The 22609-nt window shown below is 70.9% G+C and carries 18 protein-coding genes and 1 pseudogene; 6 read left to right on the forward strand and 13 right to left on the reverse strand.

What is annotated here, in order from left to right; translation table 11 throughout:
- Nucleotide 1: 1 nt before the first annotated feature.
- The 5 genes and pseudogenes from ACQKIP_RS06100 to ACQKIP_RS06120 form a co-directional block, all read right to left on the reverse strand.
- Nucleotides 2–1252: a TIGR02678 family protein gene (locus ACQKIP_RS06100; RefSeq protein WP_365858364.1), complete on the reverse strand. Its 1251-nt coding sequence runs from the start codon at nt 1250–1252 to the stop codon at nt 2–4.
- Entirely contained in the window at nt 1249–3048 is a 1800-nt protein-coding gene (locus ACQKIP_RS06105) for a TIGR02677 family protein (protein ID WP_365858362.1), read from the reverse strand. The genes ACQKIP_RS06100 and ACQKIP_RS06105 overlap by 4 nt, the downstream gene beginning before the upstream one ends.
- Before the next feature lie 209 nt (nt 3049–3257).
- Nucleotides 3258–4052, reverse strand: a complete 795-nt coding sequence (locus ACQKIP_RS06110) for a DeoR/GlpR family DNA-binding transcription regulator (protein ID WP_365858360.1) — start codon at nt 4050–4052, stop codon at nt 3258–3260.
- Between the two features lie 127 nt (nt 4053–4179).
- A complete protein-coding gene (locus tag ACQKIP_RS06115; protein WP_365858358.1) occupies nt 4180–5538 on the reverse strand; it encodes a gluconate:H+ symporter in 1359 nt (452 codons plus the stop codon).
- Nucleotides 5539–5660: 122 nt separating this feature from the next.
- Nucleotides 5661–7040 (reverse strand): annotated as a pseudogene (locus ACQKIP_RS06120) (homoserine dehydrogenase); the annotation flags it as partial.
- Between the two features lie 170 nt (nt 7041–7210).
- Between ACQKIP_RS06120 and otnK the strand changes: the two are divergent.
- Together otnK and ACQKIP_RS06130 are read left to right on the forward strand one after the other, a co-directional pair.
- A complete protein-coding gene (otnK, locus tag ACQKIP_RS06125) occupies nt 7211–8470 on the forward strand; it encodes a 3-oxo-tetronate kinase (protein WP_365858356.1) in 1260 nt (419 codons plus the stop codon).
- Nucleotides 8467–9105, forward strand: a complete 639-nt coding sequence (locus ACQKIP_RS06130) for a class II aldolase/adducin family protein (protein ID WP_365858354.1) — start codon at nt 8467–8469, stop codon at nt 9103–9105. Before otnK ends, ACQKIP_RS06130 begins: the two co-directional genes overlap by 4 nt.
- Nucleotides 9106–9125: 20 nt before the next feature.
- On the opposite strand, the gene ACQKIP_RS06135 is transcribed toward ACQKIP_RS06130, so the two are convergent.
- The 4 genes from ACQKIP_RS06135 to ACQKIP_RS06150 form a co-directional block, all read right to left on the reverse strand.
- Complete coding sequence (locus tag ACQKIP_RS06135; protein WP_365858352.1) at nt 9126–9674, reverse strand: EF-hand domain-containing protein; 549 nt, start codon at nt 9672–9674, stop codon at nt 9126–9128.
- A gap of 87 nt (nt 9675–9761) precedes the next feature.
- A complete protein-coding gene (locus ACQKIP_RS06140; protein ID WP_365858350.1) occupies nt 9762–11129 on the reverse strand; it encodes a class I SAM-dependent RNA methyltransferase in 1368 nt (455 codons plus the stop codon).
- A 107-nt stretch (nt 11130–11236) separates the two neighbouring features.
- Entirely contained in the window at nt 11237–13285 is a 2049-nt protein-coding gene (locus ACQKIP_RS06145; protein WP_365858348.1) for an APC family permease, read from the reverse strand.
- Nucleotides 13286–13346: 61 nt separating this feature from the next.
- Nucleotides 13347–15650, reverse strand: coding sequence for an MMPL family transporter (locus ACQKIP_RS06150; RefSeq protein WP_365858346.1), 2304 nt, complete (start codon nt 15648–15650; stop codon nt 13347–13349).
- Nucleotides 15651–15888: 238 nt separating this feature from the next.
- Here ACQKIP_RS06150 and ACQKIP_RS06155 point away from each other — a divergent pair, with 238 nt between their 5' ends.
- From ACQKIP_RS06155 to ACQKIP_RS06170, 4 genes are all read left to right on the forward strand, one after another.
- Complete coding sequence (locus ACQKIP_RS06155; RefSeq protein WP_365858344.1) at nt 15889–16218, forward strand: ArsR/SmtB family transcription factor; 330 nt, start codon at nt 15889–15891, stop codon at nt 16216–16218.
- Nucleotides 16218–16457 (forward strand): hypothetical protein, encoded by a 240-nt coding sequence (locus ACQKIP_RS06160; protein WP_249587253.1) that lies wholly within the window; start codon nt 16218–16220, stop codon nt 16455–16457. Before ACQKIP_RS06155 ends, ACQKIP_RS06160 begins: the two co-directional genes overlap by 1 nt.
- Nucleotides 16458–16596: 139 nt before the next feature.
- Entirely contained in the window at nt 16597–17265 is a 669-nt protein-coding gene (locus tag ACQKIP_RS06165; protein ID WP_361195019.1) for a potassium channel family protein, read from the forward strand.
- The gene (locus ACQKIP_RS06170; RefSeq protein WP_365858340.1) at nt 17265–17942 is read left to right on the forward strand and encodes a potassium channel family protein; all 678 of its coding nucleotides are present in this window, start codon (nt 17265–17267) and stop codon (nt 17940–17942) included. Before ACQKIP_RS06165 ends, ACQKIP_RS06170 begins: the two co-directional genes overlap by 1 nt.
- 76 nt (nt 17943–18018) lie before the next feature.
- Here the strand turns inward: ACQKIP_RS06170 and ACQKIP_RS06175 are convergent, their stop codons facing one another.
- From ACQKIP_RS06175 to ACQKIP_RS06190, 4 genes are all read right to left on the reverse strand, one after another.
- Nucleotides 18019–18762, reverse strand: coding sequence for a DUF3159 domain-containing protein (locus tag ACQKIP_RS06175; protein WP_365858338.1), 744 nt, complete (start codon nt 18760–18762; stop codon nt 18019–18021).
- A 3-nt stretch (nt 18763–18765) separates the two neighbouring features.
- Nucleotides 18766–19164, reverse strand: coding sequence for an OB-fold nucleic acid binding domain-containing protein (locus ACQKIP_RS06180; RefSeq protein ID WP_249587256.1), 399 nt, complete (start codon nt 19162–19164; stop codon nt 18766–18768).
- 89 nt (nt 19165–19253) lie between these two features.
- The gene (locus ACQKIP_RS06185; RefSeq protein ID WP_365858727.1) at nt 19254–19970 is read right to left on the reverse strand and encodes a response regulator; all 717 of its coding nucleotides are present in this window, start codon (nt 19968–19970) and stop codon (nt 19254–19256) included.
- Between the two features lie 44 nt (nt 19971–20014).
- Nucleotides 20015–22561, reverse strand: a complete 2547-nt coding sequence (locus ACQKIP_RS06190) for a sensor histidine kinase KdpD (RefSeq protein WP_365858336.1) — start codon at nt 22559–22561, stop codon at nt 20015–20017.
- Between the last annotated feature and the right edge of the window lie 48 nt (nt 22562–22609).

Here is a 22609-nt window from a genome sequence, read left to right on the forward strand (position 1 = left end):
TTCACGCTTCGTCCTTCACGGTCATGTCCGCGGATGCGGCCGCGGGGCGACGGCCGGATCCCGGTTCCTTGATCACGGGCTCACCGACCGCATACCGGGCGAGGGCCGGTCGCGGTACGACCCCCCGTTCCGTGCGCTCGACGAGTCCCAGGGCCACAAGCTTCGTCAGCGCCTGCTCCACAAGTTCGGGCTCCGCCCCCGGAGCACTCGCCGACTTGGACCAGAAGCCACCGTGCTCCACGGCCAGTTCCCTTACGCGGGAGGCCAGTTCCGCAGGCTCGACGGGCCCGGGAGCCTGCGCCAGATGCCCTGCCAGCAGCAGCGTGATGTGCCCGTGAGTGCCCTGTTCGGGCATGCGTACGTCCGTGAGGTCGTCCACAGGGTCGACCATGGCGATGCCTTCGGCACGCACCTCGGCGACCAGCCCGGTCAATTCGTTGATCCGCGCGGTGATGAAGCCACGCTGCCGGGTGAGATAGACGAGTTCGTCGTCGGTGAGGTCGTCGTAGTAGAGCACCGGGTCATCGAGCAGGCGGCGGGTCAGCTTCCAGCGGATCGCGCGGAACCTGAGCTCGTCGCTGTCGAGCGCGGTCTGCGCCGTCATCTCCGTCAAGCGTCCCTCGAAGTCCTCGGCCTCGACCATGGAAGGGCCCCGCAGGGACGCCGGCATTCCGGCCAACACACGCCGCCGTACGTCGTACAGCACGTCCCCCGATCCGCTGACATAGGCCTCCTCGTCACCGGCCACCCGCCGCAGCACACCGAGCCGCAGCAGCAGACGTACGACGGCCGCGAGGTCGAGGCGCTCGTCGCGCCGCTCCAGGGTGAACGTAATGCCGAGGGAGACGAGTTCGTGGTCGGCGGCGGCCAGCACGACCTGTTCGGCGAGGCGTCCGAGCGCCACCTGCGACTCGCCCCGCTCCAGCGCGGCCAGCGTCAGGCAGAGCAGTACGTAACGGCGGCGGGTGAAGGGCAGGGCGGAGCGAGTGGTCTCGCGGGCCGGGTGCGTGGCGTCGGTGAGGGTGCCCGGGATCTTCCGCAACCGTGCGGCGTCGGCATCCGTGCGCAGCGGCCAGCCGACGTTGCGCTCGAACCACTCCCGCAGTTCGGCGGCGTGCCGGCGCACCAGCCGGAATTCGTCGGAGTGCGGCCCGTCGGCGGTGAGCAGCGGGTCCTTCAGCAAGGCTCGCGCGGCTCGCTGGAGGTCGGCGTGGCGCTGCCCGTCGAGGACTTCGGCGAGGGGGCCCGTCATCGGTTCTCCGTGAGGGGCGACGAGAGCGGGGACAGCTGGAGGGGGCTACCGGCCTGCCGGGGGACGGGATGAGGCGGGGACGCTTGTGCGGGCGCAGGCGCTCGATCTGACTCGGCGGCACGTGCGGACGCGGGTATGGGCGCGGGTGTGGGCGGAGGCCCGGGTGCCGGCGGACTCGGCTCGGCCAGGACGGGAGCATGCCCGCCGGGCTCTTTGGCCTCGTCCCCACCGCGAACGCCCTCCCCGGCCGTGAGGTCGACGATGTCGATCAGATGGTCGGGCCCGCTGAATACCCCGTCGCAGGTGCGCACTTCGGCGGTCGATCCATCGTCGAGGGCGGTGAGCCGGATCTCCATCGAGCCGTCCGAGCTGGTGGTCACAGTGCCGGTCATGCCCGGCCGCCAGGTGGCGAGCGCATCGCCGAGCAGGCGCAGGAACAGCTGGAATGCCCGGGGGTCGAGTTCTCCCATCCGCGACAGCCGCACCGGCCCGCCCGTCACAAGACGGTCCCGCGCCTGCCGGGCCTCACCCGCCTGACGGTCGGCCAGCTCGGCGAGATGGCGCTTCGCCTCGCCCCGGTCGGCCACCCGGCGCGGCTTGCCCCGCCGCTCATAGCTGCCCGTACGACGTAACTGGGGGCTGATCCGCAGCGGTCGCGCCGCACTCCACGGAGTCGCGGCCGGCTCCGGTGAGGACGCCCGCTCGGCGAGGGTGTCGGCATCGACGGTGAGGTGCCGGGAGGAGTGCAGACCGAACGCCACCCGCCAGAGCCGGTGCCGCGCGGCGTCGTCCGGCGCCTGCGCGAACCAGCGAGCGAGCACCCGGAAGTCGGCGGAGCGGTCGGACCGCCCGGCCCGCCGCTCGTTCAACTGCCGCACGACGGAAAGAAGTTGCGGGATGGATCCGAGTGCCCGCCCGCGCAGCAGCCTGGCCTGCGACTCACGCCCCTCCGCCGACACGAACCACTGGCCGAGTCCGGCCCACCGGGCGACCCACTTCTCGTACGCCACCGCCTCCGCGCGCTCGACCTCCTCAGGAGCGGCGTCGCCGGCCTCACGAGCGGCGGCGAGCCTCAGCAGCGGATCTACTCGCCCCTGCGCCTCCAACTCCCCGATCAACAGGGCGATCCGCCCGCCGAGAGTGATGAGATCCTGGATGAACCGCTCCAGGTACTGGATCAACCGGTCCTTGTACGCGAGGAACACCTCGACCTCGATGTCATGCAGGTCGATGGTGCGTTGGAGCGACCCCATGAAAGCGCGGGCATTGTCAGCGAGATCGGTGAACCTTGCCGTCAGCACGGACAGGGCGACATACGCTTTCGCCGGATCGGGCTCGTCCTCGGTGACGATCACCAGGAGCGCCCTCAACTGCGTGACGATGTCGTGCAGCGCGACCGCCTGGAGTTCACCGCGCCGTCCCAGCACCTCGTCGTACGTCCCCAGCGCCGCTTCGGCCGCCTCACCGGCTCGTGTGAGCTGGTAGATGAACCGCCTGCGATAGAAGTCCTCGACCGCGGTCACCCGCGCATGATCCGGATCGGCCCGCAGATTGCCCCAGCCGACAAGGCTGTCCAACGCCTTCACCACTGCCTCGACCTCGGCGGGCCGGCTCTCCGCATCGAGGGCGGCGTACACGTCCTCGGGCCGCAGATGCACGGCGAACCGCTCTTTGGCGACCAGGAAAGCCCGCATCACCTGGCGGTAGAGGGAGGCGTTGGGGACCGTGAGGTGGGCGAAGGGCGCGTAGTCGGCGGCGGCTAAAGCCCCGGGTATACCGGCGTCATGGGAGGTCATCGTCGGTCCATTGTCCCGGATCCGGGCCCGCGCCCGAGCAGGATGCCCGATATTCTCCTGGCACAGCCGGATCTGCTGCCCGCGAGTGCCCGACGGCCCCTCTCCGCGGATGCCCCCTGCGCACACCTCAAGGCGGAAACGACCGAAGCCCCGGCCGTAGCTTCACCAGCCGCGCCCCTACGGTGCCGAGCGTGGCTCTCCTGAGCCGCTCAGTCGCCCGCCAGATGGAGTTCCGCGCCGCAGTCCCGTACCCCCTCGGCGGCGGCCTCGGTCAGGGCGTGGTCGGTGATGATGGTGTCGAAGTCGGCCAGGGGCGCGACGCGGTACTTGCCGAAGGTGCCGAACTTGGACGAGGCGGCGACCAGGGTGGCGCTGCGGGCGCTCTCCAGGGCGGCCCGCTTGACCTCCACCTTGGCGTCCGAGGGGGTGGTGACCCCGCGCAGCAGGTCCCAGGAGCTTGTGCTGATGAAGGCCATGTCCAGGGCCAGTTGGCGCAGGGTCGCCGCAGCGAGGCGGCCGACGGTGGAGCGGTTGGCGGACTCGGCCCGGCCGCCGACATGGATGATCTCCAGGTGGGGGCCTTCGGTCATCAGCCGGTCGACGGTGCTGAAGTCGTTGCTGACGACGGTGAGCCGCTGGTGGTGGATCAGGTGCGGGACCATGGCGAGGAGGGTGGTCCCGGCGTCGAGGTAGAGCGTCATGCCGTCCTCGACGAGCGCCGCGGCCCGCCTCGCCATGGCGTCCTTCTGCGGCTGCTCCAGGCGGGACTTCGCCTGGTGGCTGGGCTCGGTGCGCACCTGGCTCGCGATGCGTACGCCGCCGGGCACGGTGAACACGAGGCCCTGGCGCTCCAGTTCGGCGATGTCCCGGCGGACGGTCATGTGGGAGACACCGAGAAGCTGCGTGATCTGCTGCACGCTCAGGACGCCGTCGTGGCGCAGGTGCTTGAGCAGCTTCTCCCGCCGCTGGTCGGGGATGAGCGGCGGGGACGCGTCTTCGGCCATGGTCGTATCTTCCCTTCTGGTCGGCTCTGGTCGGCGGGCGGGCCCGCTCCGGCCCGATGATTGTGCCGGGCGGGCGGGCCCGTGAGCGTCATCCGGCCCCCACCGGTGGCGCGGCTCAGCCCCCGACTCAGCCCCCGACGAACACGCTCAGGAGCAGGATGCCGCCGAGGCTGAGCAGGGACTGGAGGGAGAGCATCAGCGTCCAGGTGCGGAAGGTCTGCGGCACCGAGAGCTGGAAGTACTCCTTGAAGAGCCAGAAGCCCGAGTCGTTCACGTGCGACAGCATGACCGCACCCGATGCCGTGGCAAGGACCAGCAGTTCGGGCGAGAGCCCCGGGTAGGCGCCGACCAGCGGGGCGACGATGCCGGTGGCGGCGGCGGTCGCCACCGTCGCCGAGCCGAGGCAGATCCGCAGCAGTGCGGCGACCAGCCAGGCGAGGATCAGCGGCGGGATCGACCAGTCGACCGCGTAGTCAGAGATGATCTTGTCGATGCCGGTGGCGGTCAGCATCGCCTTGAGACCGCCGCCCGCGCCCAGGATGAGGACGATGCCGCCGACCGGGCCGAGCCCCTTGGCGGCCATCTTCTGTATCTGGCCGAGGCCGAAGCCGGAGCGGAGGCCGAGGGCGAAGAACGCGAAGAGCACGGCCGCGAGCAGCGAGAGGACCGGGGAGTCGCACGCCTCGAAGACGGTGTAGGGCGCGGTGCCCTCGCGGGTCGCCGAGGTGCCGATGGTGCCGATCAGCATGAGGACCGGCGGCAGCAGGACTGTGATCAGCGCGAGGGTGAAGGATGCCGGGCGGCGCTCGTTCTCCGGGGTCATTCCCGCGTCGGGGACCGGCCCCTTGTCGAGGTCGGGCGCGGGCCCGAACCAGCGGGCCGCGTACCGGGTGAGCACCGGGCCGGTGAGGACGGCGATCGGGATGCCGATGATCAGCCCGTAGAGGATGGTGAGTCCGGTGCTCGCGTCGTACGCGGAGACGGCGAGCGTCGGCGAGGGGTGCGGCGGCAGCAGGCCGTGCGAGATGTAGAGGCCCGCGGCCATGGGCAGGCCGACGTAGAGCAGGTGGGAGCCGGTGCGCTTGGCCACCGCGTAGACCAGCGGGACGAGCATCACGAAGCTCACGTCGAACAGGTGCGGCATCCCGATGAGCAGGGCCGCCGCCGTGATCGCGGTGGGAATCCACTTCACGGGGCGGGCGCCGATGAAGACGGTGGCGATCCGGTCGGCTCCGCCGGAGCCGAGCAGGATGCCGCCGAGCAGGGTGCCGAGGCCGATGGTGGGGCCGACGCTCTTGAGGGAGTCGCCGAAGCCGTCCTGGAAGTGCTCGACCGTGTCCCCGGGGCCGATGCCGGACGCCAGGCCGAGGCCGATGGCGGAGAGCGCGAGGGCCAGGAACGGGTGGAGCTTGGCCTTGGTGATCAGCAGGATGAGGGCGACGACGGCCGCGAGGCCCAGGAGCAGGTGCTGGATGTCGGTGCTCATGACGCGTTCTCCGGCGATCCGTTCTCCGGCGATCCGTTCTCCGGTGATCCGTTCTCCGCCGCGGTGACGGGGCGGGCCGCGGAGGGCTGCGCGTCGTGGCCGGAGGACGGCGCCTCGCGGCCGGAGGGCCGGGCCGCGCGGCCCGAGGTCCAGGCGTCGAGCAGGTCGGCGTCCGGGTCCGCGAGGTCCCCGAGGGTGAGCAGCGCGCCCGCCGGTACGTCCGCGGCGAGCGTGGCGTGGGCGGCGAGGTAGAGGGGCGCGGCGTCGGCGGGGGTGTCCTCGTCGCGGAGCAGGACCGCCTTGACGCCGGTGACGTCGTGGTGGTGGCCGCCCATCGAAAGGACGGTCCCGGCGGGCAGGTCCCTCTCGGCCCGTCCTGCGAGGACGGCGTGGCAGCGGGGGTCGGTGCCGCCGGAGGGGCGGTGGTGCAGGACGGCGGAGAGCAGGGAGACCGGCGTCTCGACGCCCATCAGGTGGTACGGCAGGTACACGGCGGCGTACTTGCCGTCGCGGCTGACGACGTGCCCCTTGCCGCGCAGGGTCTCCCAGGTGACGGGGTCACCGGTGCGTACGACGACGAAGACGCCGCCGGCGAAGGACGCCTCGCCGGGCAGCCGCAGGGCGCTGAAGACGTCCACGGCGCCGGGGCGGTGCAGGACGCCGCCGTCCTCGCGCAGGGCGTAGATGTCGGCCAGTTCGGCGATGCGGGCGACGGGGTAGTGCAGCCGCTCGGTGTCCGGGCGGAAGCCGGTGCTGGTGGCTACCACGGCCATCTCGCAGTAGTCGGCGGTGGCGCCGGTGGGCAGGGCGGCGACGGCCGCGGCGCGGGCGGCGAGGGTGGCGCGCGGGTCGTCGCCGAGTTCGAGGAGTCCCGCCAGTTCCGGGGCGGGGACGGTCGTGTCGAGCTGCGTGACCGTGCCGGTGGAGGGGTCGAGGACGAGGTCGTACTCGGAGGACTTGCCGATGGCCACGATGTCGAGGCCGAGGGATTCGGCCCAGGTGACCAGGCCGATCAGGTTGGCGGGCTGGTCACCGTCGGCCGTGGTGTAGACGCAGCCGTGGGCGTTTGCCAGCTCGGCGAGGTGCAGCCCGGCGACCGAGTCGACCTCCTTGCTGACCATGGCGACGTGCCTTCCGCCGGTCAGCGCCTGGCGGGCCATCGCGTATCCGGCGGCGGGGCTGCCGGTGGCCTCCACGAGGATGTCCCACTCGCCCTCGACGAGCAGGGCCCCGTCGCGGACCAGGGCGACCCGGCCGTCCTCGCGGGCCTGCCGTACGGAGGCGGCGTCGTCGCAGATCCGCAGCTCGTCCGCGTCGTGGCCGAGCTCGACGAGCATGGCGCGCAGCCGCTCCACGTCCTGGTCGCAGAGGACCGCGGGGCTCAGCCGCGGGATGCGCCGGGTCTGCGCGAGGAGCGTCCTGGCGAATCCGCCACCGGCGCCGGAGAGCGCGTAACGCACGGTCCGGCCGCCTCCCGGGGCGAACAGGTGATGGAAGTTCATGGGCACTCCTCAGTGGGTGCGCGATGCGATGGGGTGGCTCCGATCGGCCGTGAGGAGGGCCATCCAAGAGCTGGTTAACAATCTGTATCAAGATATCTCACGCACGTAAAGTCTGTTAACATTTTTTCACACACGAACACATCGCACCGCCAAGACAACATGGAGGTTCCATGCCGACCCTCGGGGCCATCGCGGACGACTTCACCGGAGCGACGGACCTGGCGACCATGCTGGTGTCGCGCGGCTTCCGGACCCTGGTCGCCATCGGCGCCGACGCCGTCGGGACGGAAGCGGCCGACGGCGCCGACGCGGTCGTCGTCGCCCTGAAGTCCCGCACCGCACCGGTGGGCGAGGCCGTCGCAGACTCGCTGGCCGCCCTGCGCGCGCTGAGGGCCGCCGGATGCTGCCGGTACTACTTCAAGTACTGCTCGACCTTCGACTCCACTCCCCGCGGCAACATCGGCCCGGTCATCGACGCGCTCCTGGACGCCGTCCCCGCGGACCGCACCGTCGTGGCGCCCTCCTTCCCGGCCACCGGCCGCACCGTGCGCGACGGACTCCTGTACGTCCACGGGGAACCGCTCGACCGGAGCCCGATGCGCCACCACCCGCTGACCCCGATGACGGACGCCTCCGTCGAGCGCCTGCTGCGCCCGCAGACCGGCCATCCGGTACGGCACGTTGCCCTGGACACCGTCCGGGCGGGCGTCGCGGAGCTGCGGGCCGCCGTGGACTCCGCGGACGCGGCCGGGGCACTGGTCGTGGTGGACGCCGTCACCGACGAGGACTTGCGCACCGTATCCGCCGCCACCGAACACCTCGCCCTGGTCACCGGCGCCGCCGGGCTCGCCCTCGGCCTGGCCGGGCCGCGCCCCGGCGCCGCCCGGGCCACCCCCGCATCCCGGCCCGGCGATCCCGCGGTCGTCCTCTCCGGCAGTGCGTCGGCCGCCACCAGAGCGCAGGTCGCCCACGGCCGGGCCCGGCTGCCGCACCGCAAGCTGGACATCGCGGCCCTGCGCGCCGACCTGCACGGCGCGGTGGCCGAACTGGCCGCGTTCGCGCGTGAGCAGTGGCGGCGCGACCCCGCCCTGCCGCCGCTGGTCTACGCCGTGGAGGACCTCGCGGACCTGGAGCAGAGCACCCCGGAGGGCGAGACGCCCGCCTCCGACCTGATCGAACGGGCGCTGGCCGCCCTCGCCGTCGAGCTGGTGGAGCACGGCGCGCGACGCCTGCTGGTCGCCGGGGGCGAGACCTCCGGCGCGGTCGTCACGGCACTGGACGTGCGCGGCCTCGCCATCGGCGCCCCCATCTGCCCCGGCGTCACCTGGGCCCGCGCGGACGGCGAGCGCCCCAGCGTGGACCTGGCCCTGAAGTCGGGGAACTTCGGCGACACCGACATCTTCACGGAAGCATGGAGCACCCTCGTATGAGCGACGTGCGAGCCGAACTCACGGCCGCCGGAGCACGCCTCGCCGCACTGGGCCTGAGCCCCGGATCGTCCGGGAACCTCAGTGTCCGGGCCGGCGACCAGTTGTTCATCACCCCCACCGGGGCGGACCTCGCCTGCCTGGCCCCGGACGAACTGAGCGTCCTGGGCCTCGACGGCAGTCACGTGGACGGCCCCAAGCCGTCCAAGGAACACCCGCTGCACACGGCCCTCTACCGGCGCGACGCCACCACGCGGGCCGTGGTCCATCTGCACTCCCGGAGCGCGGCGGCGGTCTCCTGCCTGCCTCCGTGGTCCGAGTACAGCGCCATTCCGCCGCTCACCCCGTACTTCGTGATGCGGGTCGGCCAGACTCCCCTGCTGCCGTACGCGGCGCCCGGCGACCCGGACCAGGCCAAGCGGTTGGAGCTGCTGCCGTTCCCGCTGCGCGCCGCACTGCTCCAGAACCACGGCCCCGTCGTCTCGGGCACGTCCCTGCGGGCGGCGCTCGACGCGGCCGTCGAGATAGAGGAGGTGTCCGCCCTCCTGCTCGCCCTCGGCGACCGCCCCGCCCGCCTGCTGACGACCGGGGAGGCCGGGGAACTGGCCGAACGTCACCACTCGTACTGGGGCCCCTGACCCGACCGGGCCCCTCTCTCTTACGCGAGCCGCCCGAAGAGGTGGACGGCCGGCGAGTCGGGGTCGTCTCCGTAGAAGAACTCGGACGCCGCCTTGTGGTACTCGGCCCGCGAGAGGGCGCCGGAGTCGTCGAGGTCGAGGGCGTTGAAGACCTCGGCGCACTCCGCGTCGGGGGCCCGCCCCGTGCTGCCGAAGATGTCGGTGAACTCGGCGAGGCTGATCGAGCCGTCACCGTCGGCGTCGGCCAGGTCGAAGAAGCGGTCGGCGACCGGCGCGAGCTCCTCCATGTACCGGGCACGATCGGCGAACGTGACGTCGAACGCCCGGGTTGCCTCCGCCAGGGTCACCCTGTCGTCCTTGTCGGCGTCGGCGGGGGCGATCACGGACTCCCAGAACTGGTCCATGGTGTCGTGCATCATCCGCGCCTGAGGGGTGCCGGCGGCAATGCCCCTGGCCTGGAGGTAGCGGTCGCTCATGATGACGACGTCCTGCCGCGTGATCGCACCGTCGTCATCGACGTCCGCGGCATGGAACCACCGCTCGTACTTGCGCTTGCGCAGCTCATTCATAGGCGCAAGGTAAATCCGGAGCACCGGTTCGCCCAGGTCGATTCCAGGCCGCAGTCACCGGTCCGAGCCGACGCCCCGGCCCGCGGTTCAGCGGCTCTTGTCCGCCGGCTCCAGAATCGCCACGCACTCCACGTGATGCGTCATCGGGAACAGGTCGAACGCCCGCAGCGTGCGCACCCGGTAGCCGCCGTCGCGGAAGTACCCCAGGTCGCGTGCCAGCGCCGCCGGGTCGCAGGCCACGTACGCGATGCGGCGGGCGCCCAGCTTGGTCAGGTGCTTGACCGTCTGCTTGCCGGCGCCCGCGCGGGGCGGGTCGAGGACGATCAGATCGACCTCGGTGATGCCGGTGCGCGGCAGGGCCGCCTCGACCTTGCCCTGCTCGATGCGGACGCGGTCGAACGCGGCGAGGTTGTGGCGGGCGTCCTCGACCGCCCGCTTGCCGGACTCGATGCCGAGGACCGCGCCCTTGTCGCCCACCCGGTCGGCGATCGCGCCCGCGAACAGGCCCACGCCGCAGTAGAGGTCGAGGGCGGTGTCGCCCTTGCGGGGCGTCAGGCCCTGCATGACCGCGAGCATCAGGGTCTCGGCCGCCTTCGGGTGGACCTGCCAGAAGCCGCCGTTGCCGACGCGGTAGGTGCGGTTGTCGGCGCGTTCGCGGACGAAGGGGCGGCCGTGGACGCGGTGGACGCCGCCGTCCTGTTCCGCGATGCGCAGGACCGAGACCGGCTTGTCCAGTTCGACGAGGGGAAGCCGCGCGCCCGGCTTCGGTTCCAGGATGACCTGGCGGTCCCGGGAGCCGGTGGCCGCGATCGCCTCGACCGACGCCATGCCGGACCAGTCGTGCTTCTCGATGCCGAGCTCCGAGACGCCGGGCGCCGCGATCATGCAGTGCTCGATGGGCTCGACCTCGTGCGAGCGGTGGCGGCGCAGGCCCGCGTTGCCGTCGGGGTCGATGGCGTACTGGACGCGCGTGCGCCAGGCGGGGACCTCACCGGCGGGCAGCTTGTCGCCCTCCGCCGGGACGACCGTGCCGTCCCAGCCCGCCTCCTCGGGGGTCAGACCCGCCAGGCGCTGAAGCTGCTCGGCGATGACCTCGCCCTTGAGGCGGCGCTGGGCGCCCGGCTTCGCGTGCTGCCAGTCGCAGCCGCCGCAGCGGCCGGGGCCCGCGTACGGGCAGGGGGCCTCCACGCGGTCCTTGGAGGCGTCGAGGACCGTCACGGCGTCCGCGCGCAGGAAGCGGGACTCCTCGTCGCCGTCCGTGACGCGCGCGATGACCTTCTCGCCGGGGAGCGCGTGCCGGACGAAGAGGACGCGGCCCTCCGCCGTGCGGGCGACGCAGTGGCCGCCGTGTGCGACGGGGCCCACCTCGACCTCGTACTCCTGCCCGATGAGGGAGGCCGCCTGCGAGCCCTCCGCCGAGTTCCCCGCCTGCGATTTCTTCGGTTCTGCCTGCATGGCGGGGTGACTCCACAACGTAAGGGGGCATCGGCCGAAGGAAACGGCCGGACAACAGCCCACCAGTCTACGTGGGTGTTGTCCGGCCGCTCACCAACCACCAGGCCTCAGGACTTGTTGCTCGGCTCCTTGTGGCGCTTCTCCACCGGACCCCGTCGCACCGCACCCGGCGCGTTCCACTCCGAGCGCTTCCTGGCCCGCTTCTTCGCGGCCTCGGAGGAGTCGAGCTGGTAGGGGACGGAGGTGACCATCACGCCGGGGGTGAAGAGCAGACGGCCCTTGAGCCGGAGCGCGCTCTGGTTGTGCAGCAGGTGCTCGTACCAGTGGCCCACCACGTACTCCGGGATGATCACGCTGACCACGTCGCGCGGGCTCTCCTTGCGCAGGCCCTTGACGTACTCGATGATCGGCCGGGTGATCTCGCGGTAGGGCGAGTCGAGGATCTTCAGCGGGACGTGGATGCCGCGCCGGTCCCACTCGGCCCGCAGGGCCTTGGTCTCCGCCGGGTCGACGTTGATGCTCAGCGCTTCGAGCGTGTCCGAGCGCATCAGCTTGGCGTAGGCCAGGGCGCGCAGCGTCGGGCGGTGGATCTTGGAGACGAGCACGATGGAGTGCACGCGCGAGGGGCGCACGCTGTCCTCGGACGGGGTGTCCGGGGCGGCGATCTCCTCGGCCACGCGGTCGTAGTGGCGGCGGATCGCGGTCATCGTCGCGTAGAAGATGCACATGCCGAGCAGCGCGACCCACGCGCCGTGCGTGAACTTCGTGACGAGTACGACGATCAGGACGAGGCCCGTGAAGAAGGCGCCGAAGGTGTTGATCGCCCGCGAGCGGAGCATGTGGCGCCGCTTGGCCTGGTCCCGCTCCTTGCGCAGATGGCGGTTCCAGTGCCGGACCATGCCGATCTGGCTGAGCGTGAAGGAGACGAAGACGCCGACGATGTACAGCTGGATCAGGCGGGTCGAGTCCGCGCCGTAGATGACGACGAGGAGCGCCGCCGCGCCCGCGAGCAGCACGATGCCGTTGGAGAACGCGAGCCGGTCGCCGCGGGTGTGCAGCTGGCGCGGCAGGTAGCGGTCCTGCGCGAGGATCGAGCCGAGCAGCGGGAAGCCGTTGTACGCCGTGTTGGCCGCGAGGAAGAGGACGAGCGCGGTGGCGGCGGCCAGGACGATGAACAGGAAGCTGCCGTTGCCGAAGACGGCCTCGGCGACCTGCGAGATCACCGGGTTCTGCACGTAGTCCGAGCCGACCGGGACGCCGTTGTGGAAGAGGTCCTTGCCCGGATACTCGGCCATGCGGACCTTGGTCGTCATGGCGAGCGCGATGATGCCGCAGAACATCGTGACGGCCAGGGCGCCCATCAGGGCCAGGGTGCTCGCCGCGTTCTTGCTCTTGGGCTTGCGGAAGGCCGGGACGCCGTTGCTGATCGCCTCGACGCCGGTGAGCGCGGCACAGCCGGAGGAGAAGGCCCGCAGGAGCAGGAAGACGAGGGCGAAGCCCGCGAGGCCCTGGTGCTCGGGCTTGATCTCGTAGTCCGCGGTGGGCGCCTTCATCGTCTCGTCCAGGACGATGCCCCGGAAGGCACCCCAGGCGATCATGATGAAGACACCGGCCACGAAGACGTACGTCGGGATGGCGAAGAGCTTCCCCGACTCCTTGACCCCGCGCAGGTTCATCACCGTCAGGAGCACGATGACGGCGACGGCGCAGAGCACCTTGTGCTCGACGACGAACGGGATCGCCGAGCCGAGGTTCTCGATGCCCGAGGAGATCGACACCGCCACGGTCAGGACGTAGTCGACGAGCAGCGCGCTCGCGACGGTCAGTCCGGCCTTGGGGCCGAGGTTGGTGTTGGCGACCTCGTAGTCACCGCCGCCGCTCGGGTAGGCGTGCACGTTCTGCCGGTACGAAGCGACGACGGTGAACATCAGCACCACGACGCCGACGGCGATCCAGGGGCTGAAGTGGTAGGCCGACACACCCGCGATCGAGAGGACGAGGAGCACTTCCCCCGGCGCATAGGCCACGGAGGAGAGCGGGTCGGACGCGAACACGGGTAGAGCGATGCGCTTCGGCAGGAGGGTTTCTCCGAGCCGGTCGCTGCGCAGTGCGCGCCCGATGAGGATCCGTTTGGGCACGTCGGTCAGTTTGGACACGCAGAGGATCGTAAGCGTTCGAATGGGTGCCCGCCCACCCACCACCCCCTAACGGCTCCGGTTAGCCACGACGCGCCGTCCGCGGCTCCGCCCAATGCCCGGAAAGCGGACGCGGGTCGGCGGCTTCCGGTGCTTCCGGTACCTCCCGTGTCCCGTGGGCCTCATGGGCCCCGTAGCGCTCGGCCGCCCGCTCCTCCGCCCGGCGGATCGCGCGGGACGGCCACCAGCTGGCGCGCCCGAGCAGCAGCAGCGCCGCCGGCAGAATCATGATGCGGATCACGAACGCGTCGAGCAGGACGGCCGCCGCGAGGACGAAGCCCATCTGCTTCATCTCCAGGATGTGCAGCATCACGAAGCTCGTGAAGACGGTCACCATGACGATCGCGGCACTGGTGACGACCTTGGCCGACGAGCCGATGCCCTCGATGACGGCCTGCCGGGTGGGTACGCCGTTCAGCGCGGCCTCCCGGATCCTGCTGACCACGAACACCTGGTAGTCCATCGAGAGCCCGAAGAGGATCACGAAGAGGAAGAGCGGCACCCGCGAGGAGATCCCGCCGAGCGAGATGAACGAGAGCAGTTCCTCGGCCCACTTCCCCTGGAAGACCAGGACGAGCAGCCCGAGCGCGGACGCGGCGGAGAGCAGGTTGAGCACGATGCCGAGCAGTCCGAGGACGACGGAGCGGAACGCGAAGACCGTCATGGCGAAGGTCATCAGGAGCAGGAAGCCGAGGACGAGCGGGAGCTTCTGGTTCTGGTGCTCCACGTAGTCGGTGCCGCGCGGCACTTCGCCGGTGACGGCGGTCTCGACGCCTGGCAGCTTGCCGACGGTGGCGGGGAGGTGGTCGTGGCGCAGGTGGTCGAGCGAGTCCTCGGCCTTCTCGGAGTACGTCGCGTGCGGGGCGTTGAGCTCCAGGGTGGTGGTCCTGCGGTCCTTCGAGGCGCGCAGTATCGGGGCGGCCGAGGGGTGCGAGAAGAGCGGGTCGGCCTTCGCCCTGTCGTCGAGTTCCCGCAGGGCTTCCCGTACGTCGGCGGCCTGTGAGGCCTCGGCGCGTACGACGACGAGGTGCCGCACGCGCTGCTCCGGGAAGGCTTCGAGCAACCTGTCGTACCCCTTCATCGCCTCGATGTCGCGCGAGAAGCTGTCCCGCGCCGGGTTCTTGAGGTTCATGTCCAGGGCGGGCAGCGCGAGCCCCAGCATGACGAGGACCGAGAGGCACAGGGTGAGCGCGGGGTGCTTGCGGGCGGGCGCGAGCAGGGCGTTCCAGGCGCGGCCCGGCTTCTTCTCGCCGTCGCCGTACGCCCTGCGGACCTGCTTGCCCTGCGCCAGGCGCTTGGCGGCGCGCCGCTCGGCACGGCGGCCGAGCTTGACCAGGAGGGCGGGCAGCACCGTGACCGAGCTGACCACGGCCACGGCGACGACCAGGATCGTGCCGGTGGCCAGGGAGTCGAAGATGACGTCACGGGCCAGGAAGAGCGCGGTGGTGGAGACGATCACGGCGAGTCCGGAGACCACGATGGCGCGGCCCGCCGTCGCGGCGGCTGCTTCGACCAGGGCCTCAGAGGTGAGCCTGCCGCCCGCGCGGGCCCGTTCCTCGCGTTCGCGCTTGAGGTAGAAGAGCGTGTAGTCGACGCCGACGGCCATGCCGATCAGCAGGATCATGCTCATGCCGACGCCGGTGTCGGGCAGCAGGTGCGAGGCGAGCATCGCCAGGCCCATCGTCGCCATGATCGAGGTCACCGCGAGCAGCAGCGGTACGCCGACCATGACGACCGAGCCGAAGACCAGGGCGAGCGTGATCAGCGTGACGGGCAGCGTGATCGCCTCGGAGAACTGGAGGTCCTTGTTGCGCTGATCGTCGACGCCCTTGCTCACGGAGGCGTCGCCGGTCTCCTCGATCACCAGGCCGGGGTGGGCCTCTGCGGCCTCCTCGGTCTGGGCCCGGAGCGGCGGCACCGACTCCTGGTCCTCCTGTTCGGAGCCGTTCAGCTCCACCGGGACCCGCAGGACACGTCCGTCGGCGGACCGCACCGGCGCCGCGACCGAGGCGACCTCGGGCAGTGACTTCATCCGGGCGGTGATGTCCTTGACGGCCGCGTCGGCCGCCCGGGCGTCCAGCGGGCCCGACTCGGCCCGGATCAGGATCTGTTCCGTGGGCCGCAGCTGGACGCCGCCCTCGCTCGCCAGGGCCTCGGCGCGGCCCGCTTCGCCGACCCGGAAGTCCTCCGTGGTCGCGCTGTTCATGCCCGCGGCGATGCCGCCCCCCAGGCAGAGCACGACGAACACCAGCCACCCGATGATCGCCCGCCCCGGATGCAGCGCGCTCCATCGTGCCGCGCGCACCGTGACCGATCGCTTCCTCATGACCATCCCCCTCCGCCGTCCGCCGGCGCCGTCCAGTCCTTCATGTGTAAGTGGAGACTGACAGGTGAAGGAACGAGCCGTCAACTGTCATCCGAGACTGCGAGAAGGCCGCGACGGCGCAGATTGACCGTGGATCCCGTCATGTGTAAGTCTTGGCTGACAGGTTTCGGGGGATCAGCCGGTGATCAGTCCGTGATCCAGTCGGCGATCAGCGAGAAGACCAGCGAAAAGGCGGGCCATGGACAGCGAAGAGCTGCTCGCCTTCCTCTCCGCCGTCGGCCACGCCCAGCGGATCCGGATCATCACCGAGCTCGCCCCGGGACAGCTGTACGTCAGCGAACTGGCGCGGCGGCTCGGCGTCTCCCGCCCCCTGCTCTACATGCACCTCGAACGTCTGGAGAAGGCCGGTCTTGTCGTCGGCCGCCTGGAGCTCTCCGACGACGGCAAGGCGCTCAAGTACTTCGAGCTGGCGCCGTTCGACGTGCGATTGAACGTGGACACGATCCTCGCGGCCGTCCGGGAGGACGCCTCCGACGAGGGCGCACAGCACTCACCTGAGGGGTCTTGATGGACGACGTGATCATTCCGGTCGCCTTTTTCCTGATACTCGCCGGCGCGGTCGTCTCGGTCGCCTACTTCCAGTCGCAGCGCAACCGCGAGCGCGACCGCCAGTACGCCGAGGCGATGGACCACTACCGCGAAGTCGTCGAGCGTGCCAGGTCCGAGCAGGAGTCGACGCGGCTTCAGCTCGTCGAGCTCGGCCACCGGCTCAAGACCGTCGAGGGCCTGCTGCGCAGCGTGGACTGAACAAACCGCGGGGACCGACGACCGGCAGGTGCACGGGGGTGCCCTCCGCGGACCGTGCGTGTGTAGCTTGGGCGTCGGTCTGAGACGCTTTGACCGTTCAACCTGAGCAAAACGTATTGACACAGCCGGAAGGACGGGCGTGCACATCGTCATCATGGGCTGCGGGAGAGTCGGATCCGCTCTCGCGCAGACCCTGGAACAACAGGGGCACACGGTCGCCGTGATCGACCAGGACCCCACCGCCTTCCGCCGGCTCGGCTCCGGCTTCGGCGGGCGCCGCGTCACCGGCATCGGCTTCGACCAGGACACCCTGCGCGAGTCCGGCATCGAGGAGGCGGGCGCCTTCGCCGCGGTCAGCAGCGGCGACAACTCGAACATCATCGCCGCCCGCGTGGCCCGCGAGATGTTCGGCATCGAGAACGTCGCGGCCCGTATCTACGACCCCCGCCGCGCCGAGGTCTACCAGCGCCTGGGCATCCCCACCGTCGCCACGGTCCGCTGGACCGCCGACCAGATGCTGCGCAGGCTGCTGCCCTCCGGGGCTGAGCCACTGTGGCGCGACCCCACCGGCGGCGTGCAGCTCGCCGAGGTGCACGCCTCCGAGTCCTGGATCGGCCGCAAGATCAGTGAGCTCCAGGAGGAGACCGGCGTACGCGTTGCCTTCCTCACCCGGCTGGGCGAGGCGGTCCTGCCGACCTCGCAGACGGTGCTCCAGGAGGGCGACCTGGTGCACGTGATGATGCGCACCGACGAGGTCGAGAAGGTCGAAGCGGCGTTCGCCGAAGGCCCCGAGGAAGGCGGTCACTGATGAGGGTCGCCATTGCCGGAGCGGGCGCGGTGGGTCGTTCCATCGCCGGTGAGCTCCTGGAGAACGGGCACGAGATTCTGCTCATCGACAAGGCGCCGACCGCCATCTCGGTCGAGCGCGTCCCGCTGGCGGAGTGGCTGCTCGCGGACGCCTGCGAGATCACCTCGCTCGACGAGGCGGCGCTCCAGCGCTGCAACGTGGTGATCGCCGCGACCGGCGACGACAAGGTCAACCTCGTCGTCTCGCTCCTCGCGAAGACCGAGTACGGCGTCCCGCGGGTCGTCGCGCGCGTGAACAACCCCAAGAACGAATGGCTCTTCAACGAGTCCTGGGGCGTCGACGTCGCCGTCTCGACCCCGCGTCTGATGTCCGCCCTTGTCGAGGAGGCGGTGAGCGTCGGCGATCTCGTGCGTCTGCTGCGCTTCAGCCACGGCGACGCCAACCTCGTCGAGCTGACCCTGCCGCCCGAGTCCGCGCTCGCGGGCACGCAGGTGGGCGACGTCCAGTGGCCCGAGGACACCTCGCTCGTGACGATCATCCGCGGCACGCGCGTTCTCGCGCCGACCGCGGACGACTCGCTCGAAGCGGGCGACGAACTCCTCTTCGTGGCGGCTCAGGCGCGCGAGGAGCAGCTGGAGGATCTGCTGTCGGTACGCCGGGAGGGCGCGGCGGGCTAGCCGCCCCGGCAGTACGTGAGATGGGGGCGCCCGGAAGATTCCGGGCGCCCCCATCTCGTACGTGTGCGGCGCGACCTCAGGCCTGGCGGCGCTCCGCCTCGCGCTCCTTCTCCGCCTTCTCGGCGGCCTCCATCTCCGCGAAGACGTCGATCGGCGCCGGGGCCTTCGCCAGGAAGACCCAGGTCAGCCAGACCGCGAGCAGGAACGGCGGGATCTTCAGGGCGATCAGGACCCAGCCGAACTGGGTCGTGTCCGCCCACCAGTAGAGCGGGAAGAGGATCGCGCACTTGGCGAGCAGGATCAGGCCCCAGGCCCAGCTGGCCTTCGTGTACGCCGACTTGCGGCCGGGGTTGCGGGTCCGCCAGGAGAGGTTCTCCTTGAAGACCGGGCCGAGGATCAGGCCGATCAGCGGGACACCCGCGAGGGCCGTGATGATGTAGGCGAGGGCGAGGCCCAGGGTGTAGAGCATGCCCGGCAGATAGAAGTCCTTGGCGTTGCCGGTCATCATCGCGAAGACCACGCCGAAGGCGACGCCGAAGACACCGCTGAAGGCGTGCTTGACGGTGTCCTTCATGACCAGGCGGACCACCACGAGCACCAGGGACACCGCGAGGGCCGCGATGGCCGACATGTGCAGGTCCTTGTTGATCGTGAAGATGGTCACGAAGAGGAGGCCGGGGGCGACGGTCTCCACCATGCCCCGCACACCGCCGAAGGCCTCGAAGAGCGCGGCTTCGGTCACGGCCCGGGAGTCGGTCTCCTGATCCGGGGATCCCTGGTCCGTGGTTCCGTGGTCCGTCGGCTTGTCGAGGGACGTCACCGGCTACTCCCGTCCGAGGGGTCTGAGTTCGTATTTCGGGTTGAAGAGCACCCGGCGGCCCCGGCTCATCGAGACCCTGCCGGACGCGATCAGCCTGCGCCCCGGCTCGATCCCCACGATGGAGCGCCTTCCGAGCCACACCACGTCCAGTGCCGCAGAGCCGTCGAACAGCTCCGCCTCCAGGGCGGGGACACCGGCGCGTGGCCGCAGGGTGACCGTGCGCAAGGTACCAGTAACCGTGACTATCTGGCGGTCGTGGCAGTCCCCGATGCGTGTGCATCCCGCCGTTTCGGCGTCCTCGCGCAGCTCCTCCGACTCCAGGTCCTCCTGCGAGGAGGACAGCCGGTCGAGCATGCGCCGGAATCGGCCTGCCGGCTTCTCTGAACCAGGAACAGCACTCATACAGGAAGCGTACCGGGGGTCACGGACAGCGCCGCAACGGGTGAGCTCATCTGTGCTTATGCCCGCTCAGCCCGGATCCGACCCTTGACTCACCGCTCGAACCTGTAACCCATGCCGGGCTCTGTGATGAAGTGCCGCGGATGCGCGGGGTCCGTCTCCAGCTTGCGCCGCAGCTGCGCCATGTAGACGCGCAGGTAGTTCGTCTCCGTACCGTACGAAGGGCCCCAGACCTCCTGGAGCAGCTGCTTCTGGCTGACCAGGCGCCCGGTGTTGCGCACGAGGACTTCGAGCAGATGCCATTCGGTGGGGGTCAGGCGTACGTCGCGTCCGCCGCGGTTGACCTTCTTGGCGGCCAGGTCGACCGTGAAGTCCTCCGTGTCCACCATCACGTCGCCCTCGCCCGCTCCGGCGGGCTCGGCCCTGCGGATGGAGGCACGAAGCCGGGCGAGCAGTTCGTCCATGCCGAAGGGCTTGGTGACGTAGTCGTCGGCGCCCGCGTCGAGCGCCTCGACCTTCTCGTCCGAGCTGTGCCGCGCGGAGAGCACCAGGATCGGGACGCGCGTCCAGCCGCGCAGGCCCCTGATCACGTCGACCCCGTCCATGTCCGGCAAGCCGAGGTCGAGCACGATCACGTCGGGGTGGCGGGCGGCGGCGAGCTGGAGCGCGGTGGCTCCGTCGGGGGCGGCGTCCACGTCGTACTTGCGTGCCTTCAGGTTGATCACGAGGGCGCGCACGATCTGCGGCTCGTCGTCGACCACGAGCACCCTCGTGGGGGTCCTGGGGTCTCCCCCGGGAGAGTGCGGCATCGGTGCCTGCCTTTCGGGCCTTGGGGTCTTGCCGGTGGTGGCGGTCATGAGGTGGCCTGTGCGGAGAGATCCGGCAGGACCGGCGGTCCGCCCGCGGCGGCCCGCAGGGTGAGGACCATGGTGAGGCCGCCGCCGGGGGTGTCCTCCGCCTCCAGCGTGCCGCCCATGGACTCGACGAAGCCGCGGGCGACCGCGAGGCCGAGGCCCACGCCCGCACCGCGCGGAGCGTCGCCGTAGCGCTGGAACGGCTCGAAGATGCGGTCCTTGGCGGCGTCGGGGACGCCGGGGCCGCGGTCCACGACGCGCAGTTCGACGCGGTCGCCCAGCGCGCTCGCGGAGACCAGGACCGGTTCGGCGTCGAGGCTGTACTTGACCGCGTTCTCCACGATGTTGGCGACCGCCCGCTCCAGGAGTCCCTTGTCGACGCTGACCATGGGCAGCGTCTCGGGGATGTCGAGGTCGGCGCTGCCGTCGGGGACGCCGCCGAGCGCCATCGGGACGACCTCGTCCAGGTCGATCTCGCGGATCAGCGGGGTGACGGTGCCGGTCTGCAACCGCGACATGTCCAGGAGGTTGCCCACCAGGTGGTCGAGGCGGTCGGCGCCGTCCTCGATGCCTTCGAGGAGCTCGGCCTGGTCCTCCTCGGACCAGGCCACGTCGTCGGAGCGCAGCGAGGAGACGGCGGCCTTGATGCCCGCGAGGGGCGTACGGAGGTCATGGCTGACCGCGGCGAGCAGCGCGGTGCGTATGCGGTTGCCCTCGGCGAGGGTGCGGGCCTGCTGTGCCTCGTCCTGGAGGCGCCGGCGGTCCAGGACCACCACGGCCTGCGCGGCGAACGCGGCGAGCACCCGGCGGTCCTCGGCGGGCAGGACCCGGCCGGACAGGGCGAGGGCCATGTGGTCGCCGACCGGCATGTCCACGTCCGCGTCCTCGGGCCGCTCCAGCGTGCGGCCCTCGCCGACCCGGCCCGCGCAGGTCCAGGGGGCGACGTCGCTCGCGCGCTCCAGGAGGGCCACGGAGTCCATGCTGAAGGTCTCGCGCACGCGTTCGAGCAGGGCGTCCAGGCTGGTCTCGCCGCGCAGCACGCTGCCTGCCAGGAACGAGAGTATTTCCGACTCGGCGCGCAGCCGGGCTGCCTGGTGGGTACGGCGGGCCGCGAGGTCCACGACGGAGGCGACGGAGATCGCGACGCCCACGAAGACGACGATGGCGACGATGTTCTTGGAGTCGGAGATCGTCCACAGGTGCTGCGGCGGCGCGAAGTAGTAGTTCAGGAGCAGCGAGCCCGCGGCGGCCGACGCCAGCGCCGGCAGGAGGCCGCCGAGCAGTGCGGCGGCGACCGTGAGCGTCAGGAACAGGAGCATGTCGTTGGCGAGGCCGAGGTTCGCGTCGACATGGGTCAGGAGCAGGGTGAGGAGCGCCGGGCCGCCGACGCCGACCAGCCAGCCCCAGATGCTCCGGGAGCGCCCCAGCCGCGCCCCGCGCGCCTCGGGCAGGCCTCGCCCCTTGGCGACCTCGTCGTGCGTGACGATGTGGACGTCCAGATCGGGGCCGGAATCGCGGGCGACCGTGGCGCCCACGCCGGGTCCGAAGATGTACTGCCAGGTCTTGCGGCGCGAGGAGCCGAGGACGATCTGGGTGGCGTTGACGCCGCGGGAGAAGTCGAGCAGCGCGGCGGGTATGTCGTCGCCGATGACGTGGTGGAAGGAGCCGCCCAGGTCCTCCACGAGGGTGCGCTGGACGGCGAGCTCCTTGGGCGAGGCCGCGGTCAGGCCGTCGCTGCGGGCGATGTAGACGGCGAGGATCTCGCTGCCGGAGCCCTTGGCGGCCATCCGCGACGCGCGGCGGATCAGCGTGCGGCCCTCGGGGCCGCCGGTGAGGCCGACGGCGATGCGTTCGCGGGCCTGCCAGGTGGAGCGGATGCCGTGCTCGCCGCGGTACTGCTGGAGGTATTCGTCGACCCGGTCGGCGACCCAGAGCAGCGCGAGCTCGCGCAGGGCGGTGAGGTTGCCGGGCCGGAAGTAGTTGGACAGGGCCGCGTCGACCCGGTCGGGCTTGTAGATGTTGCCGTGGGCCATGCGGCGGCGCAGCGCCTGGGGCGACATGTCGACCAGCTCTATCTGGTCCGCGCGCCGCACCACTTCGTCCGGCACGGTTTCGCGCTGGCGTACGCCGGTGATCGACTCGACGACGTCACCGAGGGACTCCAGGTGCTGGATGTTCACGGTCGATACGACGTCGACGCCCGCCGCGAGGAGTTCCTCGACGTCCTGCCAGCGCTTGGCGTTGCGGGAGCCGGGGACATTGGTGTGCGCCAGTTCGTCCACGAGGGCGACGACGGGCGCCCGCTCCAGGACGGCGTCCACGTCCATCTCGGTGAACAGGGTGCCGCGGTAGTCGAGGTCCTTGCGGGGCACCTGCTCCAGGCCGTGCAGCATCACTTCGGTGCGGGGCCTGTCGTGGTGCTCCACGAAGGCGACCACGCAGTCGGTGCCACGCTCGATGCGGCGGTGCGCCTCGGACAGCATCGCGTACGTCTTGCCGACGCCCGGTGCCGAGCCGAGGTATATCCGAAGCTTGCCGCGTGCCATGGCCCCATTGTCTTCCCGAATCCGCTCTGTACGCAGCGTCGACTTTAC

The sequence above is a fragment of the Streptomyces sp. NPDC059900 genome (genome assembly GCF_050270335.1).
Lineage (GTDB): Bacteria > Actinomycetota > Actinomycetes > Streptomycetales > Streptomycetaceae > Streptomyces.

Bases quoted from the DNA above. Each gene is read 5' to 3' on its own strand.
- ACQKIP_RS06100 (WP_365858364.1), bottom strand. From the start codon at position 1,252: ATGACGGGCCCCCTCGCCGAAGTCCTCGACGGGCAGCGCCACGCCGAC.
- ACQKIP_RS06105 (WP_365858362.1), bottom strand. From the start codon at position 3,048: ATGACCTCCCATGACGCCGGTATACCCGGGGCTTTAGCCGCCGCCGAC.
- ACQKIP_RS06110 (WP_365858360.1), bottom strand. From the start codon at position 4,052: ATGGCCGAAGACGCGTCCCCGCCGCTCATCCCCGACCAGCGGCGGGAG.
- ACQKIP_RS06115 (WP_365858358.1), bottom strand. From the start codon at position 5,538: ATGAGCACCGACATCCAGCACCTGCTCCTGGGCCTCGCGGCCGTCGTC.
- otnK (WP_365858356.1), top strand. From the start codon at position 7,211: ATGCCGACCCTCGGGGCCATCGCGGACGACTTCACCGGAGCGACGGAC.
- ACQKIP_RS06130 (WP_365858354.1), top strand. From the start codon at position 8,467: ATGAGCGACGTGCGAGCCGAACTCACGGCCGCCGGAGCACGCCTCGCC.
- ACQKIP_RS06135 (WP_365858352.1), bottom strand. From the start codon at position 9,674: ATGAATGAGCTGCGCAAGCGCAAGTACGAGCGGTGGTTCCATGCCGCG.
- ACQKIP_RS06140 (WP_365858350.1), bottom strand. From the start codon at position 11,129: ATGCAGGCAGAACCGAAGAAATCGCAGGCGGGGAACTCGGCGGAGGGC.
- ACQKIP_RS06150 (WP_365858346.1), bottom strand. From the start codon at position 15,650: ATGAGGAAGCGATCGGTCACGGTGCGCGCGGCACGATGGAGCGCGCTG.
- ACQKIP_RS06155 (WP_365858344.1), top strand. From the start codon at position 15,889: ATGGACAGCGAAGAGCTGCTCGCCTTCCTCTCCGCCGTCGGCCACGCC.
- ACQKIP_RS06160 (WP_249587253.1), top strand. From the start codon at position 16,218: ATGGACGACGTGATCATTCCGGTCGCCTTTTTCCTGATACTCGCCGGC.
- ACQKIP_RS06170 (WP_365858340.1), top strand. From the start codon at position 17,265: ATGAGGGTCGCCATTGCCGGAGCGGGCGCGGTGGGTCGTTCCATCGCC.
- ACQKIP_RS06180 (WP_249587256.1), bottom strand. From the start codon at position 19,164: ATGAGTGCTGTTCCTGGTTCAGAGAAGCCGGCAGGCCGATTCCGGCGC.
- ACQKIP_RS06185 (WP_365858727.1), bottom strand. From the start codon at position 19,970: ATGCCGCACTCTCCCGGGGGAGACCCCAGGACCCCCACGAGGGTGCTC.
- ACQKIP_RS06190 (WP_365858336.1), bottom strand. From the start codon at position 22,561: ATGGCACGCGGCAAGCTTCGGATATACCTCGGCTCGGCACCGGGCGTC.